This window comes from Pseudomonas sp. B21-047, assembly GCF_024748775.1.
Lineage (GTDB): Bacteria > Pseudomonadota > Gammaproteobacteria > Pseudomonadales > Pseudomonadaceae > Aquipseudomonas > Aquipseudomonas capeferrum.
The window spans coordinates 5121382-5137088 of sequence record NZ_CP087169.1 but is presented as its reverse complement, the minus strand read 5'-3'; the positions used below and the strand labels follow the sequence as shown (position 1 = coordinate 5137088).

Below are 15707 nucleotides of genomic sequence, written 5' to 3'. Positions count from 1 at the left end.
AAGCTGACGCGATACTGATAAGGGAAATACGATGAAACCAATTATTTCTAAAGCTGAAGCCGAGCTAGAGTTGGCACTTATGCAGGCCGAGAGTGATTCCATGACCAGCAGCGATCTCTATATCTGGCTAAGGGAATACGGTTTACCGCCAGAAGTTTCCATACGGATCAAAGACCTGGTTAACGTGACCAAGCGCATTGGTGACAAGGTGGTTTCCATCGGCAAGCTAATCGTAATGAAACTGCGCGATTTCATAACAGTGCACAAGAGTTTGGCCATTGGCAGCCTTTTAGGGGCTGCTATTGCTTCGCTGGTTGCTGCAATACCGTTGCTCGGTTCGTTACTGGCACCCTTAGGTACTTTGCTTGGCCTGACGTTCGTAGTCACTGGTCATCAGCACGATAAGTACGAGGCAGCTGGCGCTGTGAGGTTGCTGGAGCTTCCGCAGAATTTGATCGAGATCGCTCAGGCTTACTTCGAAGTGTTCATCGAGACTCTCCAGGCCGTGATGACAGAGCTGACATCGGTGAAAACTTCGTGAATCGGCCATCGAAGGTCAGCAAAAAGCAGCTGCTCAAGGTTATCGTCGAGCTCGAGCGGGCGCCCCACGACCGTGTGCGTATTCTGGGCGAAGTGGGCATCAGCACACTCGGTCTAGGGCTCGGCGCCGCTGCCGCTGGCACGGTGGCGAGCATCGCCGGTGTGACCAGCATCCCAGTCCTCACAACTGCCGCCAGCTGGGTAGGCGTCACTGCTGTCGCAGCGACGCCTATCGGTTGGTCAATGGGTGCTGCGGCAGCCGGTGGTGCCTTGGCCTACGGGGTCTCACGCTGGATTCGTAACGGTGCGATGTCCGAGGGGCGCAAGCGTGAATTGCTAGTGCTATATCAGGAGCGATTGATTGAAATGGAAGCTAAGGAGCGCGCCGTCGGGGTATCGAAAGAGGATAAGTCCGCATTTATTTCGTCACTCCGAGAAGTGATCGAGAAAGATGTCATTAGCGTGGATAGGGCCTTTGGACTGATTGAAGCAGTCGAAGTCGGGAGAATCACGGTACCTGATGGCTATCGGCTAGTTAATGGGCTTTTGCAGAGGTAGCTACCCGTGCAACACCGACGAGCAGCTACAGCCGCAGTTGAATGCATCCAAGCCAACAGCTAAGTGTTAGTACTTCATCAACCACGGCTGCAGCTCCTGGAGATTGCTCACCACCAGTTGTTGGGCCGAGTGCGATCCATGAACCCCACCTACCGCCAGATGGAGCTTCGATTTACCGTTGCATCTCCGGTGAGCAGTTCCACGGCAGCAGCGCTTCGTAGTCCTCTACCGACGAGGCATGCGGCAACCGCTCCAGTACGTGGCGCAGCCACGTATAGGGCTCTTGGCCGTTGGCCTTCGCGGTCTCGACCAAGCTGTAGATCTGTGCACTAGCCGCAGCACCCTTGGGCGTGTCGCTGAACAACCAGGCCTTGCGCCCGATGACAAACGGCTTTATCGCACGCTCTGCCAGGTTATTGTCGATCGGCAAATGGCCGGCCTCGACATAGCGTTCCAGCCGGCTCCAGTTGTTCGCCAGATACTGCACCGCCTTACCCAGCACGCTTTGCGGTGTGACTTGGGACTGCGTCTTGTCCAGCCAGCTTTTCAACTGGCCGAGGATCGGCAGGCTTCGTTCCTGGCGACCGATGAACCGCTGGTCATCGCTGACATCCTTGAGTTCACGCTCGATGCCATACAGCTTGTTGATCATCGCCAGCGCCACATCGGCACGTCCCGTCTTGCCTTTGGGCTGCACCTTTTGCGCCTCGACAAACTTGCGTCGTGCATGAACCATGCACGCCAACCGTTCGACACCGGGCTGTAATGCCAACGCGTTGTAACCGGCGTAATCATCGGTCATGACATAACCGCGATAGCCCTCCAGCAGGCGCAACGGTACCTCCTGCGCACGGCTGGTGGTGTAGTCGAACAATACGACTTGTCGATCAGGTAAGCCGCTGGCCTGTACCCACATCCAGGACTGGCTGGTCGGGTCGCGATCCGGTTCCTTGAGCACCTGCACCCGCGTTTCATCGCAGTGAATCACCGGGCTTTCCAACAACCGCTCACGCATCAGGTTCAGCAGCGGCTGGAAGTGTTCGCTGCACTGGATTACCCAGCGGGCCAAGGTTTGCCGGGGGATTTCGATGCCATGCCGGGACAGTACGCTTTCAAAACGGTGTAGCGGCAGACCATCGACATACTTGGTGGTCAACAGCATGGCCAGCACGCTGGGGCTGGCCATGCTCTTTTCGATCAGCTGTGCCGGTTTGTCGGCGGTGACCGGCGCCGCTTCACAACCACGGCAGCCGTAGACCTTGCGCACATGTTTGAGCACGCGGATCTGCATCGGCACGATATCGAGCTGCTCGCTGGTTTCCTCGCCAACCACATGTTTGCGGCAACCGCAGGCGCAGGTCAGCTCGTGCTCGGGCAAGTCGTGGATGACTTCGACACGTGGCAGCTCAGCCGACAACGGTTTGCGCTTGCCACGACGTTTGACTGGGGCAACGACTTCTTCGTCCGCATCCTCAACCACGGCCAGCAACGGCTCGCTTTCCGGCTCGTTGAACATTGCCAGTTGCGGCGTATTGGGATCGACCGTCTGCTCGGATTTGCGGTTGAACAGGCGATCACGCAGCAGCTTGATCTGTTCTTTCAGGTCGACGATGTGGGTGGCATAGGCTTCGTTGACTTCCTGCTCGCGCAAGCGTGCTTCGTAGGCCTCAAGCAACATCTGCTTGAGTAGTACGGGATCGTCTGGAAGGTTGTCGGGCAAGGAAATCATGCCCCGGATTATACCGGGTCAGGCAACGAAACGGGGTGTCAGAACCTGATGTGGACGGTTGCGCCAGAGGTCGAAGCCGTCGAGTAACCAGTTAAGTTCCTGGACGGTCAGGACGATGGCTTCGTCGGTGGCGTCGGGGGAAGTTTTGAAACGTTCGGCTTCGAGGCGCTTGAGCCAAAGGCAGAAGCCGTTGCGCTCCCAGTACAACACCTTGATGCGGTTACGGGCTTTATTGAGGAAGACGAAAAGTACGGGGTCGAACACGGCGACTTTGATGTCCAGCTCGACCAGGGCGGTGAGGCCGTCGATGGATTTTCGAAAATCCACAGGCTTGGGGTAGAGGTAAACTTTTTCGACTTTGCTGTCGGGACGCATCATGGCGGACTGGCTCCAGAAAGAAATCGGGAGCGCAGCATCGGGCTTCAGGTAGTCGCTTGGAATGTGGGCTTCATGGAGCGGACACGTTGGGCCTCGGGAAGTATCGCCATGTTGCGGTGATCAATCTGGTACCGCTGCAACACATACTTCACCAATGCTCTGCGGCTGGGCACCACCAATTGCCCCTCCGTCATGCCGAAGTCGGTCTCGATGATCGCTTTCTGTGCCGCGTTCAATCGCCCATCAGGCTCGAAGATGACCGGTACCTCGACATTCCAGTCTTCATCCTGCTCGCGCGTGTTCGGCGATTGGCCGAGCAAGTCCGGCTGGCCACGCAGGCGGCTGAGCACGAAATCCCGATACTGACCGTTCTTCTCGCAATACGCCCGCACGTGCCAGCGCATGCCGGTGTAGACCAGCGTGTGCGGAGCAATCAGGCGCACCTCTACGTTCGGAGTGTTGAAGGACACGTACTCAGTTTCCAGCCGCAGGCCTTCGCGACAGGCTTTGAGCAAGGGGCGCAGGACTTCCGGCCGGATCGGGCGATCAGGCACTTCCAGTACCCGGGTGTGCGCATAGGCCAATGCCAGCCCGTCGATGTGTGGCGCCCGTTCATTGTTCTGATAAAGCAGGTGCAGATAAGCGCTGGCGCTGTCGTCGATGAACAGCGGCTTGAAGTGCTTGCTTGGCACGTAGCCCTTTAGCTGCTTGTCATATGTCAAGTTTTTGGGCGCATGCTCGGTGATGTAGGTATTGATGTCCTTGGAGGCCTGCTGGCGACTGATGCCAAAGCTCTGTATCAGGTGGCCCGTGGTCAACCGGCCTTCCCACCAGGCAACGGTCTCGATCAAGCGATAGCGAAGTGCCAGATCCCAGCGAACCTGTTCGATGGATTGCTTGCGTTTCATACCCTCTCCAATGTGCGCGATTACTTTACCTGTATAAGTCTACATAATGGACGTGTAGTTTTTAATTACATATCTTTCGCGGGTCTTCGAAATACTTCGGGGGCAGCAAAGGACATGAGCATGACTATGTCGGAAGTGGTTGCGACAGGCGCATTGGTGGCGATGGGGATCATCCTGCTGGTGCTGATTCAGCAGGGGTTAAAGCTCGGTGAGCTTGGTAAGACGGTGGAGCACTGCCAGAGGGATCTGCGGTGGTTGCAGATCTGGGAGATGGAGAATCGCGAATTACGGTCAGCGTTGCGGGCGGAGCGAGAGCATGTGGTGCAGTTGCGCCGCAAGTTGGAGTTGCTGGAGGCGTTGCTGCCAGTTGAGGAGTGATCAGCGGCAATGGGTTGAGTAGCGTACCGTTCAGGGCGTTTGCATAGCGGGCTGTCGCCATGTCTGGACTGGCGTGGCCAGGGTTATGCCGTTCTTTGTTTGCTCCACTGGCAATCGTATTTTGAGTTAACAGTAGATTGCCTTCATTTTGATATTATCGGCGTGACGATCATAGGCCGCTTGTCTGCGGTATGCGTTTTACGGATGACTAGGGGCCAATGGCGCCTCGCGCAAGGAGTTTTTGATGCAGGAACAATCGATAGATCTGCTACGTGATGAGGCTCGTAGGCTTCTCAGCTTGGAGCTAGGCCTGCTGCATCACCTGCAGGAAGGCGGGGGCGTGCTGTCTGATGATCAGGATGATGAGCATCAGACCTTCAGTAAAGCGAATGTCACGAAAGAGATTGATTACCTCGAAGGCGAGCTAGCCAAAGTCCGCGAATTGAAGATGGTCTTGGCCGTGGTCGGCACCATGAAGGCCGGCAAATCGACCACAATCAATGCCATCGTGGGGCATGAAGTGCTGCCAAACCGCAACCGGCCGATGACTGCTTTGCCGACTCTGATCGAGCACACCCCTGGCCAAGTCGAGCCAGTGTTGGAGCTGAAAAACTGCAAGCCGATCAACGACCTCATTGTGCAGCTTGGTAAAGTAATCTCATCTGACCGAGGTGACGCAGCGCTGCAGAATCTGGAGCGTACCGATGACATGCTTGACCTGCTGAGGCTGATTGATCAGCGGGGAAGTTTCAAAGCGCTATATGAAGGGTCGGAAAATATCTTCTGGTTCCTCAAAAGCCTGAACGATTTGGTACGGCTTGCGGCGTTTTTGGGGCTGGATTTCCCTTTTGGTAGCTACTCCAGTATCGACGATTACCCTGTCATCCGCATCGAATTTTCTCATCTCGGCCAGGCGGCGGGTCAGGGCAAATTGGCCTTGCTCGATACACCCGGCCCCAATGAGGCGGGTCAGCAGCATCTTCGCAAAATGCTCAAGGAACAGTTGAAGAAGGCTTCGGCTGTGCTGGCTGTCATGGACTTCACACAGCTCAAGTCTGACGCCGATGAGCAGGTGCGAAAGGAGCTGGATGAGATTGCCGATATTGCCGAAGGGCGACTGTTTGCATTGGTGAATAAGTTCGACCAAAGAGACCGCAACGGCGACAGCGCTGACCAAACACGCACCTTCGTGGCCGAGTCGTTGATGAATAGCAGGCTCGATGCATCAGATGTCTATCCAGTCTCTTCGCGCTGGGGATATTTGGCCAGCCGTGCCCAACAGGAAATTGCCAACCACGGCATGCTCCCTGAGGCTAAGAGAGGCCAAAATGCATGGGTCGAAGACTTCGGCCAGTTGGTGCTGGGCATGGATTGGGAAGATGCATTGCAAGACGCCGAGCTTGTCCAGCGCGGTGCCAGTAGCCTTTGGAAAAGATCAAATTTCGCCGAGCCGCTGGAGAAAGTGATCTTCAAGGCCCACCGGCAAGCAGCCGTTATGGCGTTGTCCTCTGCTGCGTCGAAACTGGTTGACACGGCGACCCGCCTTGCACGCTTCCTGGAAGTGCGTGATACCGCGCTGGCCAAGAGCGCTGAAGAACTTCAGGAGCAGATTGGGTCGCTGCGCGATGACATTGCAATGATTGATCGCCTGGAACATGACAGCGAAGAGTCTTCGCAGAACGCGCTGGCGGAAATCAAGTGCGAGATGAGCATGACCTTCAGCGAATTGGCGGAGGCTATCAAGCATGAGGTCGGCGAAGGATTCAAAGCGGGAAAGCGGCAAGAGCAGCAACAAGCCGTCGCCCGAATGCAAGAGCAGCTAGCACCGACCATGGCAGGGCTCCTCAAAGGAGCGTTTAGCACTTGGTTGGGTGGCGAACGGGCTCGTCGCGCGCGCAACGGTTTCGATTTTGAGTTCGACGAAGAAAGTCCGGTGATCAATTTCGCTAAGCAGTCTGAGGCTGAAGCGCTGCTGAAAAAAATCGAAGATGGGGTGCATAGCATCATTAGCGATGGTGAAGTCGAACTGGTAAGGCGTATGGGTGAAATCCTCAAGGATTTCCGCATCACTTTCGCAGTTGATATCGAAGCCGAAGCCAACAAACTTATCGCGGGCCTGAATGAGCGGCTCAATCGCAGCGGTTTTTCCATCGATGTGAAGATCCCTGACACAACCCCGCTGACTCTCAAGTACACCGCTGGCGAGATTCTGCGCGATTCGGTGGATAGCAAGCACCGTAACGTCACGCGCTCTCGCCGCAGCAAAGGGGCATGGGGCACCATTTGTAGCTGGTTCGGTACCTCTGACTGGGGCTGGGAAGAGTACACGGTTAAGCAGGGTTATTACGCAGTCGATATCAACAAGGTCCGCAAAGCCATCGACGCATCAATCGAGCATCTGTTCAAAGACCTGGAGACCTCCGCTGCTGACACCATCGCTCAGCCGCTCAATGAAGGACTTCACGCGTTCTTCGAGCAACTAAAAGGCAGCATCGAAAGCATCCGAAGCGACTTGCAACAGAGTATTCGTGATCAGGAGCGCAGCCAGGACGAGCAAATTGCATTGGCTGGTTTGCTCTCTAGTTACAAACGCGAGGTCATGCCGATCAAGCGCGACAGCGAAGAGCTGCTGCGAGATGTGAGCCCGGCTGGGGTGCCAGCATGAATGAAGCGCAAAACGATGAGTTGATTGGCGAAATGACCCGTCTGTTTACCTGTCTGCCGGAAAAGTTCGTGGTGGACTTCGCCAACGGTATCGATGTGGTGCGCGAGCGCCAGAGGCATATTTCGACTCGGACCGGGATGTTCGACCGCCTTTACGATGGGTTTACTGGCAAAACATCCCAGAACCAAGCGGAAATCAATGCAAGTCTCACCGATGGCGTCGAAGGGGCACTGGAGTGGCTAGTCGACTTGACTCAATCGTTGGCCAAGAGCAACCGTGCGATCTATCAGGTGCAGAGGCGGGTGAGTGGAATGAAGCAGGATCTAGCTACGGTCGCTAACTATTCAGCTGATACCCGCTATGCGTTGGAGCGACTTTCGCAGCACCTTGGCGATCGATGCAGTGCTTTAGAGCAAAATGTTGCGAGAATCGATTCTACGCAACGTGCCCAGTTACACCTCGAGAGTGTTATGGGCAAGTGGGGCGCGGGTCGGTTCGCTGGTCTTAGCCTTACTGGTCGCTGTTATGCGGTGCTGGAAGAGTTGCGCTGGGGGGCATTCGGGGATCATTGTCTAACCATTTCTGGTACTGAGCGTCAGCAACTGCTAGAGGACCTCGCCAACCGGGCGATCATACAGCTGAGTCGAGACGCTCAGGTGGGGCAAGGGGAGCGCATCCCTACCCGAAATCGCTGGCTGGCGAGGCCTTCGCCTGACGTACCATGGAATGTAAGCGAAGAGACGCTTGCTTATCTGGGTGATTGGTCGTGTCCTGATCGTTCGCCAATGACTTATGCAGTTTCGCAGGTGCCTGACGAGTTACCACTCCAAGTGCCTCTGCTGGGTTCTGCCCGGCGTATGACTGAAGGGTTGGTCAGTGAATTGTTCTTGGAGACCTCAGTATGAGTGCATCCTTGAAAGTGGGCTTGGTGCTGTCGGGTGGAGGAGCGAAAGGTGCATACCAAGTTGGTGTGCTGAAAGCCTTGCACGAGCTGGGTACTCGTATTGATGCGGTTTCAGGTGCAAGTATCGGAGCACTCAATGGCGGTATTCTTGCGTCAGCGCCTTCGCTGGATGTTGCCATGGCGCGTCTGGAAGAATTGTGGGGGCGTTTGAGTAAAAGCTCCCCTTTGAGTTTGAAAATGCCGGGCTATGTGTCATTGCTGGCAGCTGCAGGGTTACGCATGAACGGCGCGCCTGCCATTCTTGCCGCAGCTCATGGCGCCAAGAGACTGGCCCAGCGCTTTGGTGTCGAATTTCCCGAGTGGCTGAATGGCTGGGAAGACGGTTTTCTAGATGACAAGCCGTTGCAGCAACTGATGGATGAGTTCTTGGTCAGCAAGGATCTGCAGCGTGGCCTGCCACTGTACGTTTCTCTCTACGAGAGCTTGGGAGGGCTCGAGGATATAGTGCGTGCTCTCTATGCTGAGCTTGGCTTTGGTGACACGCCACATTCACAGTTTTTCCATGTCCAGTCGATTGAAAATGAGGAGGAACAGAAACGCATATTGCTGGCCTCGGCGGCGCTTCCGTTGCTATTCAAATCACGTCGCCATGATGGGCGAAGCTGGTCAGATGGAGGGCAGGGTGGCTGGCAAACCATGCAAGGCAATACGCCGATTACGCCCTTGTTAGAGGCGGGTTGCAACCTGGTTATCGTCACGCATCTAAGTGATGGATCAGTTTGGAGCAGGCAGCGATTCCCAGACGCCACCATTTTGGAGATTCGCCCGAGCAAGAGTTTGGCCCGTGCGAATGGGCCTTTGGCGGGGGCTCGCGACTTGCTAGGATTTGATGGCGAGAAAATTCCATCGTGGATAGAGCAGGGTTATCAGGACACGCTTCAGTGTGTTGGCCGCGTGCTGAATGCACAGAGCGCGCGCAATGAGTTACGCACTTCGGAAGCGGCGCTGGTTAACATTGAGCGTGAGTCCACTAATGCTGATCAAGTGCTTGCAGACGCTATGGCACGATTGAGGTGAGCGTCGCGGGGGAAGGGTGGTATGCCGAGCCTCTCGCTATTCAAGGCTATCTGTCTATCGACTCTTCCTCCCGATGTTCGAATGCTGGCGCTTTGCCGGTGCTGCGGGCATGCTTTGCCCAATCTGCTGGTAAGTAAGGCTGACGCAAAGGAGCGCGAGTGTGGGGCTGGAGAGAAAAGTTAGAGAAGCGCAACTGAATGTGCTGATCAAATATGGTGTTCTGGCTGATTTTTCTGGGGTCGAAGAAAGCGTTCTAGACCGTGCGATTAAAGGCAGCGTTCCCGCTGGCGCTGCACAAAATCTAACTTTTGCTGCTTGGCATGATCAGTTGCTTGGGCCGATTGAGCGCGTGCCGGTGGCCCGTTTCCATGGGGACGTTGCAGGGCAAACCCGGTTCTCGAACCTTACTGACGGTGATGGCCTCGCCAAAGCTTTGAAAGCACGTGACAAGCAGGCACAGAACTCACTAAAGGCTGCCCAGGCCGAAATTGCAAAGCTGCAAGCTGAATTGGCTACGCTTCGGCAACGTGTCGCGCTTTGCGAAAGTGTATCCGAGGATGCCGGGCGGTTGCGCGATTGGTACAGCCTTGTGACCCCTGACTTGCACCGTATCCTTTGGGATGTCAAAGAAATACAAGGCGCAATTTTCGACCACCAGGGCAAGCTGAACAGGGACTTCCGACAGCAGCTGGTTGAAATCATTCTCAACGCCCTGGTTGATTTGGAGTTGCGCGGCTTTTGCGTTGATGTGGAGCTACGAGATGATTCGCCGCGCAAAGAAAAAGCCCCCACTATCGTATTGCATCGCAGCCAGCCTTCAGGGGAGGAAGCACGCGAGCGCGAAGGATTCACCTTTACTGTGCCTGGCGTACAGCCCGATGTGCTCGAAGCCGCGAGCGAACTGATATGGCCTCGGCCCGTGCTGCCGCCAGTCGACAGCCAGATACGTTACACCTGCTACGTGAATATAGGCGTTCATCCGCAGGCCTTGGTGGGGGAAGACGACATTTTTCATCTGTCGTGCTTCATGTATAAATTGTTTGAGGCTATGGCGAGGTCTGGAGACCATCGCCCACGCGGAGCCCTTCGCGAGAAAGTTATCCTTTGCTTGCTTCTGGCATTTACTGCGCCATGTATGCCCGCGCGTTTACGCCGACAGAATCTACCGGGACTGAAAGAGGTATATTTTTCAGATGAAGTGAACCGAGCAAAGCAGGATTCGAAAGATGATAGCAACGCATCGGGCGGGAAAATTGTTGAATACTTGTTGCGTGTTATGCACGCGTAGATCGGCCTTTCATCGTCTGCAGGCTTGCCGTCAGTTCCGCACATACGGATCAGTTCGGGGGACGGCAGGTAGCTACCATCCCTACCGCGAGCCACTCAGCCTCCCAATCACAACCTGCTGCACCTCAGGGTTTGATCGAGGTACTTCGGATCGATCTGATAGCGCTGCAGCACATACTCCGCGTTATGCATTGCCTAGTCGGTAACGTTGAGCAGTTCTCAGCATGATCTTCACACCTTTCACAGCCAGCGCGTCAGCGCGATTGAAGCTAACCAGATGATTTACTATCCGGCATCTTTGCCACAGGGCACAATGCCACCAAGACGCGCATTTGGACGCGAGAGGACCTAGGGGATTGGAAGGCGTGTCTACAAAGCAGAAGGTGTTGCTCTGCTGGGTCGGAGGGAACGATCTGAAGGCGTTGTCAGGTCGTGAAGCAGGGCCTGTACTGGCGACGCTAAGAGCGCAATCTTTTGATCGTGCAGAACTGCTTTCGTCTTATCCGGCTGAGCTGGTCGAGCCTTATGTCGCCTGGCTCCGTGAGCAGGTCAGTGTCCCGATCATCGTCAGTTATGAGTCACTGACGAGCCCTGTACATTTCGGGGATATCTACCAAGCTGCCAATGCTCACCTGACTCGCTTGCACCTTTATGTCAATCAGCTTTCCATTCTGCTCAGCCCCGGTACTCCGGCCATGCAGGCTGTGTGGATTCTCTTGGGCAAGACCCGCTACCCAGTGACTTTCTATCAGTCCTCGCTGGAGCAGGGGGTGCAGCAGGTTGATGTGCCATTTGAGATTGCGGCCGAGTATGTGCCAGCCGCCAACTCCATCAGTGCCGACAAGCTGTTGCGCCTCGCCGACAGTCGGGCGCCGGTTGATGCCGCTTTCGCCAGCATCATCACGCAAAGCGAGCGCATGCTGCTGCTCAAATCGCAGGCACAGGTGCTGGCTCAGAAGCAGGTCCCAGTGTTGCTCTATGGAGAGACAGGTACTGGTAAAGAGTTGTTTGCCAGAGCCATCCATAACGCTGGTCCGCGTTCGTCAGCGCCTTTCATTGCGCTTAACTGCGGGGCTATTCCACCTGAGCTGATCGACTCTACCTTGTTTGGCCATCGTAAAGGGGCTTTCACCGGCGCGGTGGAGAGTCGTGCCGGGGTGTTCCAGCAGGCGGATGGCGGAACCCTGTTCCTTGATGAGTTCGGCGAACTGACTGCGGACGCCCAGGTGCGTTTGCTGAGGGTGTTGCAGGATGGAGTGATTACGCCAGTGGGCAGTAGTCAGGAGGTGCAGGTCAATGTACGTCTGATTACGGCTACCCACCGCAATCTCATGCAGTCGGTGGCGGAACGGCGGTTCCGTGAGGATCTGTTCTATCGAGTTGCAGTTGGCGTTTTGCACTTGCCACCATTACGCGAGCGAGAGGGTGATTTGTTGCTCCTGGCTGACGCCTTGCTGGGGGAGACGGCCAAGCAAGATGGCACTCTAGGTGGTAAGAAAATTTCCGCAGAGGCAAAGAACCTTATTCTTCGCCATCCTTGGCGCGGTAATGTTCGTGAGTTGCAATCGGCCCTTTTACGTGCAGCGCTGTGGTGCCGGGGCGATTTGATTGAGGCTGGAGATATAGAGCAGGCGCTTTTCCAGATGCCTCAAGATGGGCATGCTGAACAGCTTGAGAAGTTTTATCAACCTATTGATTTACAAGGGATAATCGCAGATACCGCAAGGCGGTATCTGCGTCAGGCCCTGAAAGTGACCGGGCACAATAAGACCCGTGCAGCCAGCCTGCTGGGGCTGAAAAGCCAGCAAACGCTGACAAACTGGATGAGCAAGTACGACGTCGAATAGAAACTTGGCACGATCCTCGCTTAGAGGATGGTTATGGACAGAATCGCCTATATGAAATCAGTCAACTTCGAGTTCCTTCGTCCCGGCAACGAGTTGCTGGCAAACCTAGCTGGCCTGGCCGAGGCCGTGATTCATATTGATCCGGGCAGCGCCCTGACGCGCTTGCGCAGTTTTGCCGAGGAGCTGACCAAAGGCATCTACAAGGAAGAACTGCTGCCGCGTATGCCGCAGTCAACCTTTTACGAACTGGTTAAAAACTCGGTGTTCACGGATTGCGTCAGCAAGCCCCTGGTTCACCAGATCAACTTCCTGCGTATCCAGGGCAATGACACCGCTCACGGTGCGGAAGGTGAACTACGCAATGCGCAGTTGGCACTGAAGACCGCCCATCAACTGGCCATGTACATGGCCATCAAGTACTACGGAACCGCACAGGCTGATATTTCGCCTTTTGCCGAGGTGCAGGACCCGACTGCGACTCTTGCCAGCCTGCAGAAGACTGTCTCCAGCTACGAGAGGGAGCTCACTCAGCAGCAGGAAGAGCTACAGCGAGTCATGGATAAGCTGGAGCAGGAGCGCACCCGCAATCTTGATAAGCTGGAGCCGCCTGCTAAGCCGGATCAGCAGAGCCGTCAGCAGCAGAGTCAGAAAGTTGCCGACAGCCTGCAGTGGAACGAAGCCAAGACCCGGGCTCTGCTGATCGATGCCATGCTGGTTCAGGCGGGCTGGGATATCAGTAATCCCTCGCAGGTAGGCCAGGAAGTGGACGTCGACTTTCCCGATAACGTCTCTGGCAAGGGCCGTGCTGACTACGTGCTATGGGGTGACAACGGCCAACCGCTGGCTGTGATCGAGGCCAAGAAATCCGGCAATGTCAGTCTGCAGGCCGGACGCGAACAGGCCCGGATGTATGCCGATGGCTTCGAGCGCATGGGCATGCAGCGCCCGGTGATTTTCTACAGCAACGGCTACGAGACCTTCATCTGGGACGACGCGCAATACAACACCTACCGTCCGGTGTACGGCCTCTACAGCAAAGACAGCCTCGAATACCTGATCTATCAGCGCCAATACCGCAAAGCGGAGCTGGAGCGTCATAACCCGGATCTGAATATCGCTGACCGCCCTTATCAGATCGAAGCGATCAAGACGGTTGCCGCTAACTTCCAGCAGCAGCGTCGTCGCGCGCTGATCATTCAGGCCACCGGCACTGGTAAGACCCGCGTGTCCATCGCCTTGGCCGAGCTGCTACTGCGCACTGGTTGGGCCAAACGCGTACTGTTCCTGTGTGACCGCAAGGAGCTGCGTGTGCAGGCTGATGATGCTTTCAGACATAACCTGCCCAGCGAGCCGCGCTGCGTAATTGGTGAAACAAACAAGGTCGATCAGACCGCACGTGTCTACATCGCCACCTACCCGGGCATGATGAGCCGCTTCGCCCAGCTTGATGTGGGCTTCTTCGACCTGATCATTGCTGACGAAAGCCACCGTAGCATCTACAACAAGTACCGCGACCTGTTCGACTACTTTGATGCCTTGCAGGTAGGCCTAACCGCCACCCCGGTAAAGTTCATCAGCCGCAATACCTTCGACATGTTCGACTGCGAGACGACCGACCCGACCTTCGAGTTCGGTCTCGATGCAGCCATTAACAACGATCCGCCGTACCTGGTGCCGTTCCGCGTTAAGGACCTTACCACCGATTTCCTACGCGACGGCATTCACTACAACGACCTGAACGAAGAACAGCAACGTCAGCTTGAAGAGGACCTCGGGGAGGAGGAGGCCAAGCGCACCACCATCGCCGGCAAGGACATCGGTCGCAAGATCTTCAGCGAAGACACCGACCGCCTGATTCTGGAAAACTTGATCGACAACGGCATCAAGGATGAGACGGGGTCACTGGTCGGCAAGACCATCGTCTTTGCCCAGCGTCAGGACCATGCTGAGCACTTGGAAAAACTCTTCTGCAAGCTCTACCCTCAGTATGGCAGCAAGGTCTGCAAGGTCATCCACAACCAAATCCCGCACGTGGGTACGTTGATCAAAGAATTCAAAAAACCAGAGAACGACTTCCGCATCGCCATCTCGGTAGACATGCTCGACACCGGCATTGATGTGCCCGAAGTGGTTAACCTGGTATTCGCTAAGCCGGTGAAGTCCTGGGTGAAGTTCTGGCAGATGATCGGTCGCGGCACACGCCTGCGCCCCAATCTGTTTGGTCAGGGCAAGCACAAAAGCGAGTTCCTCATCTTCGATCACTACGGCAACTTCGACTTCTTCGAGCAGGAGTACGAAGAACCAGATGACAAGAGCGGCAAGTCGCTCCTGCAAACCACCTTCGAAGCGCGTCTGGAGCTGGCGCAGGCGGCTCTCAAACAGAACCATGCCGCCGCCTTTGATACCGCCATTGAACTGCTGCGTGCCGACATCAATGACCTGCCGGAGAGCAGTGTTGCCGTCAAGCGCGAGCTGCGGGCTGTGCACCAATTGCAGCAGGGCGACCAGCTGCAAAAGTTCGACGCCAAGACCCAGCATTTGCTGCAAAATACCATTGCCCCGCTGATGTCGGCTCGTGTGCTGCGCGACAAACATGCCACTGCGCTCGACAAACTTATCGCCGCCATCGAGCGCTGCCTGGTGGAAAACGCCAGTTGTTTCGAGGATGGCAAGATCACCTTGTTGGAAGAGATCGACAAGCTCGCCATCAATATTCAGGCCGTGCGCCAGAAGGATGCCTTGATCGCAGAGGTGCGTAGCGCGGACTTCTGGCTCAACGCCAATGTGGGCAAGCTGGAACGAGCTCGGCGGGAGCTGCGCGGCATCATGAAATATCGCAAGTCCGGTGAGGGAGTGCTCTACAGCACGCCGGGAACTCGCACCGCCGATGGCGGCGTGCAGGTGGCTGAACGTCAGATCAAGATCCCAGGGGCCAACGAGGCCATGATCTACCGGCACCGCCTCAAAGACATCCTCGACGGCATGCTGGCTGCCAACCCGACCCTGCAGAAAATCCACAAGGGCGAGCCTATTGCCGAGCAGGAGCTGAACTCGCTCACCTCGACCATCCTCACCACTCACCCAGGCATCAGCCTGCAAGTGCTGAACGAGTTCTATGGCCGTACTGCCAGCGAGCTGCAGTTGACTGTGCGCGAGCTGATAGGTCTGGATGTACAGGCCATTGAGCAGCATTTTGCCCAGTTCCTGCATACCCATCCCAGCCTCACGGCCCAGCAGGTGCGCTTCATGAACCTGCTGAAAAGCTACATTGCCCAGCACGGCAGCATCGTCATCGAAAAGCTCTACGACGCACCGTTTTCCAGCATTTCCCACGAAGGCATCGACGGTGTGTTTGCCCCCGCTGATGTGGGCGTGCTAGTGGCCGTGCTCAAGCCCTTCTTGCGCGGGGACAACTCGCCTACCAGTCACTAGGAGT

General features: G+C 56.0%; 12 protein-coding genes. 9 read left to right on the top strand and 3 right to left on the bottom strand.

Features of this window, described 5'->3' with window-relative positions; genetic code table 11:
* Nucleotides 1-31: 31 nt before the first annotated feature.
* On the top strand, nt 32-541 hold the full coding sequence (locus LOY26_RS23235; RefSeq protein ID WP_258714152.1) for a hypothetical protein: 510 nt from the start codon (nt 32-34) through the stop codon (nt 539-541).
* A complete protein-coding gene (locus LOY26_RS23230) occupies nt 538-1098 on the top strand; it encodes a hypothetical protein (protein WP_258714151.1) in 561 nt (186 codons plus the stop codon). Before LOY26_RS23235 ends, LOY26_RS23230 begins: the two co-directional genes overlap by 4 nt.
* Nucleotides 1099-1270: 172 nt before the next feature.
* On the opposite strand, the gene tnpC is transcribed toward LOY26_RS23230, so the two are convergent.
* From tnpC to LOY26_RS23215, 3 genes are read right to left on the bottom strand one after another with little or no spacing between them, the layout of a single operon-like run.
* Nucleotides 1271-2827 (bottom strand): IS66 family transposase, encoded by a 1557-nt coding sequence (gene tnpC / locus LOY26_RS23225; RefSeq protein ID WP_258713692.1) that lies wholly within the window; start codon nt 2825-2827, stop codon nt 1271-1273.
* Nucleotides 2828-2845: 18 nt separating this feature from the next.
* Nucleotides 2846-3205, bottom strand: coding sequence for an IS66 family insertion sequence element accessory protein TnpB (tnpB, locus tag LOY26_RS23220; protein ID WP_009687920.1), 360 nt, complete (start codon nt 3203-3205; stop codon nt 2846-2848).
* A gap of 44 nt (nt 3206-3249) precedes the next feature.
* Nucleotides 3250-4113 (bottom strand): WYL domain-containing protein, encoded by an 864-nt coding sequence (locus LOY26_RS23215; RefSeq protein WP_258714150.1) that lies wholly within the window; start codon nt 4111-4113, stop codon nt 3250-3252.
* Nucleotides 4114-4233: 120 nt separating this feature from the next.
* On the opposite strand from LOY26_RS23215, the gene LOY26_RS23210 reads away from it, so the two are divergent.
* From LOY26_RS23210 to LOY26_RS23180, 7 genes are all read left to right on the top strand, one after another.
* Nucleotides 4234-4491 (top strand): hypothetical protein, encoded by a 258-nt coding sequence (locus LOY26_RS23210; RefSeq protein ID WP_258714149.1) that lies wholly within the window; start codon nt 4234-4236, stop codon nt 4489-4491.
* 244 nt (nt 4492-4735) lie between these two features.
* A complete protein-coding gene (locus LOY26_RS23205) occupies nt 4736-7156 on the top strand; it encodes a dynamin family protein (RefSeq protein WP_258714148.1) in 2421 nt (806 codons plus the stop codon).
* A complete protein-coding gene (locus tag LOY26_RS23200) occupies nt 7153-8061 on the top strand; it encodes a YjcZ-like family protein (RefSeq protein WP_258714147.1) in 909 nt (302 codons plus the stop codon). The genes LOY26_RS23205 and LOY26_RS23200 overlap by 4 nt, the downstream gene beginning before the upstream one ends.
* Nucleotides 8058-9137, top strand: a complete 1080-nt coding sequence (locus LOY26_RS23195) for a patatin-like phospholipase family protein (RefSeq protein ID WP_258714146.1) — start codon at nt 8058-8060, stop codon at nt 9135-9137. Before LOY26_RS23200 ends, LOY26_RS23195 begins: the two co-directional genes overlap by 4 nt.
* Nucleotides 9138-9297: 160 nt before the next feature.
* Entirely contained in the window at nt 9298-10425 is a 1128-nt protein-coding gene (locus LOY26_RS23190) for a hypothetical protein (protein ID WP_258714145.1), read from the top strand.
* A gap of 364 nt (nt 10426-10789) precedes the next feature.
* Complete coding sequence (locus LOY26_RS23185) at nt 10790-12271, top strand: sigma-54-dependent Fis family transcriptional regulator (RefSeq protein WP_258714926.1); 1482 nt, start codon at nt 10790-10792, stop codon at nt 12269-12271.
* A 51-nt stretch (nt 12272-12322) separates the two neighbouring features.
* On the top strand, nt 12323-15703 hold the full coding sequence (locus tag LOY26_RS23180; RefSeq protein ID WP_258714144.1) for a DEAD/DEAH box helicase family protein: 3381 nt from the start codon (nt 12323-12325) through the stop codon (nt 15701-15703).
* The last annotated feature ends 4 nt before the right edge of the window (nt 15704-15707 follow it).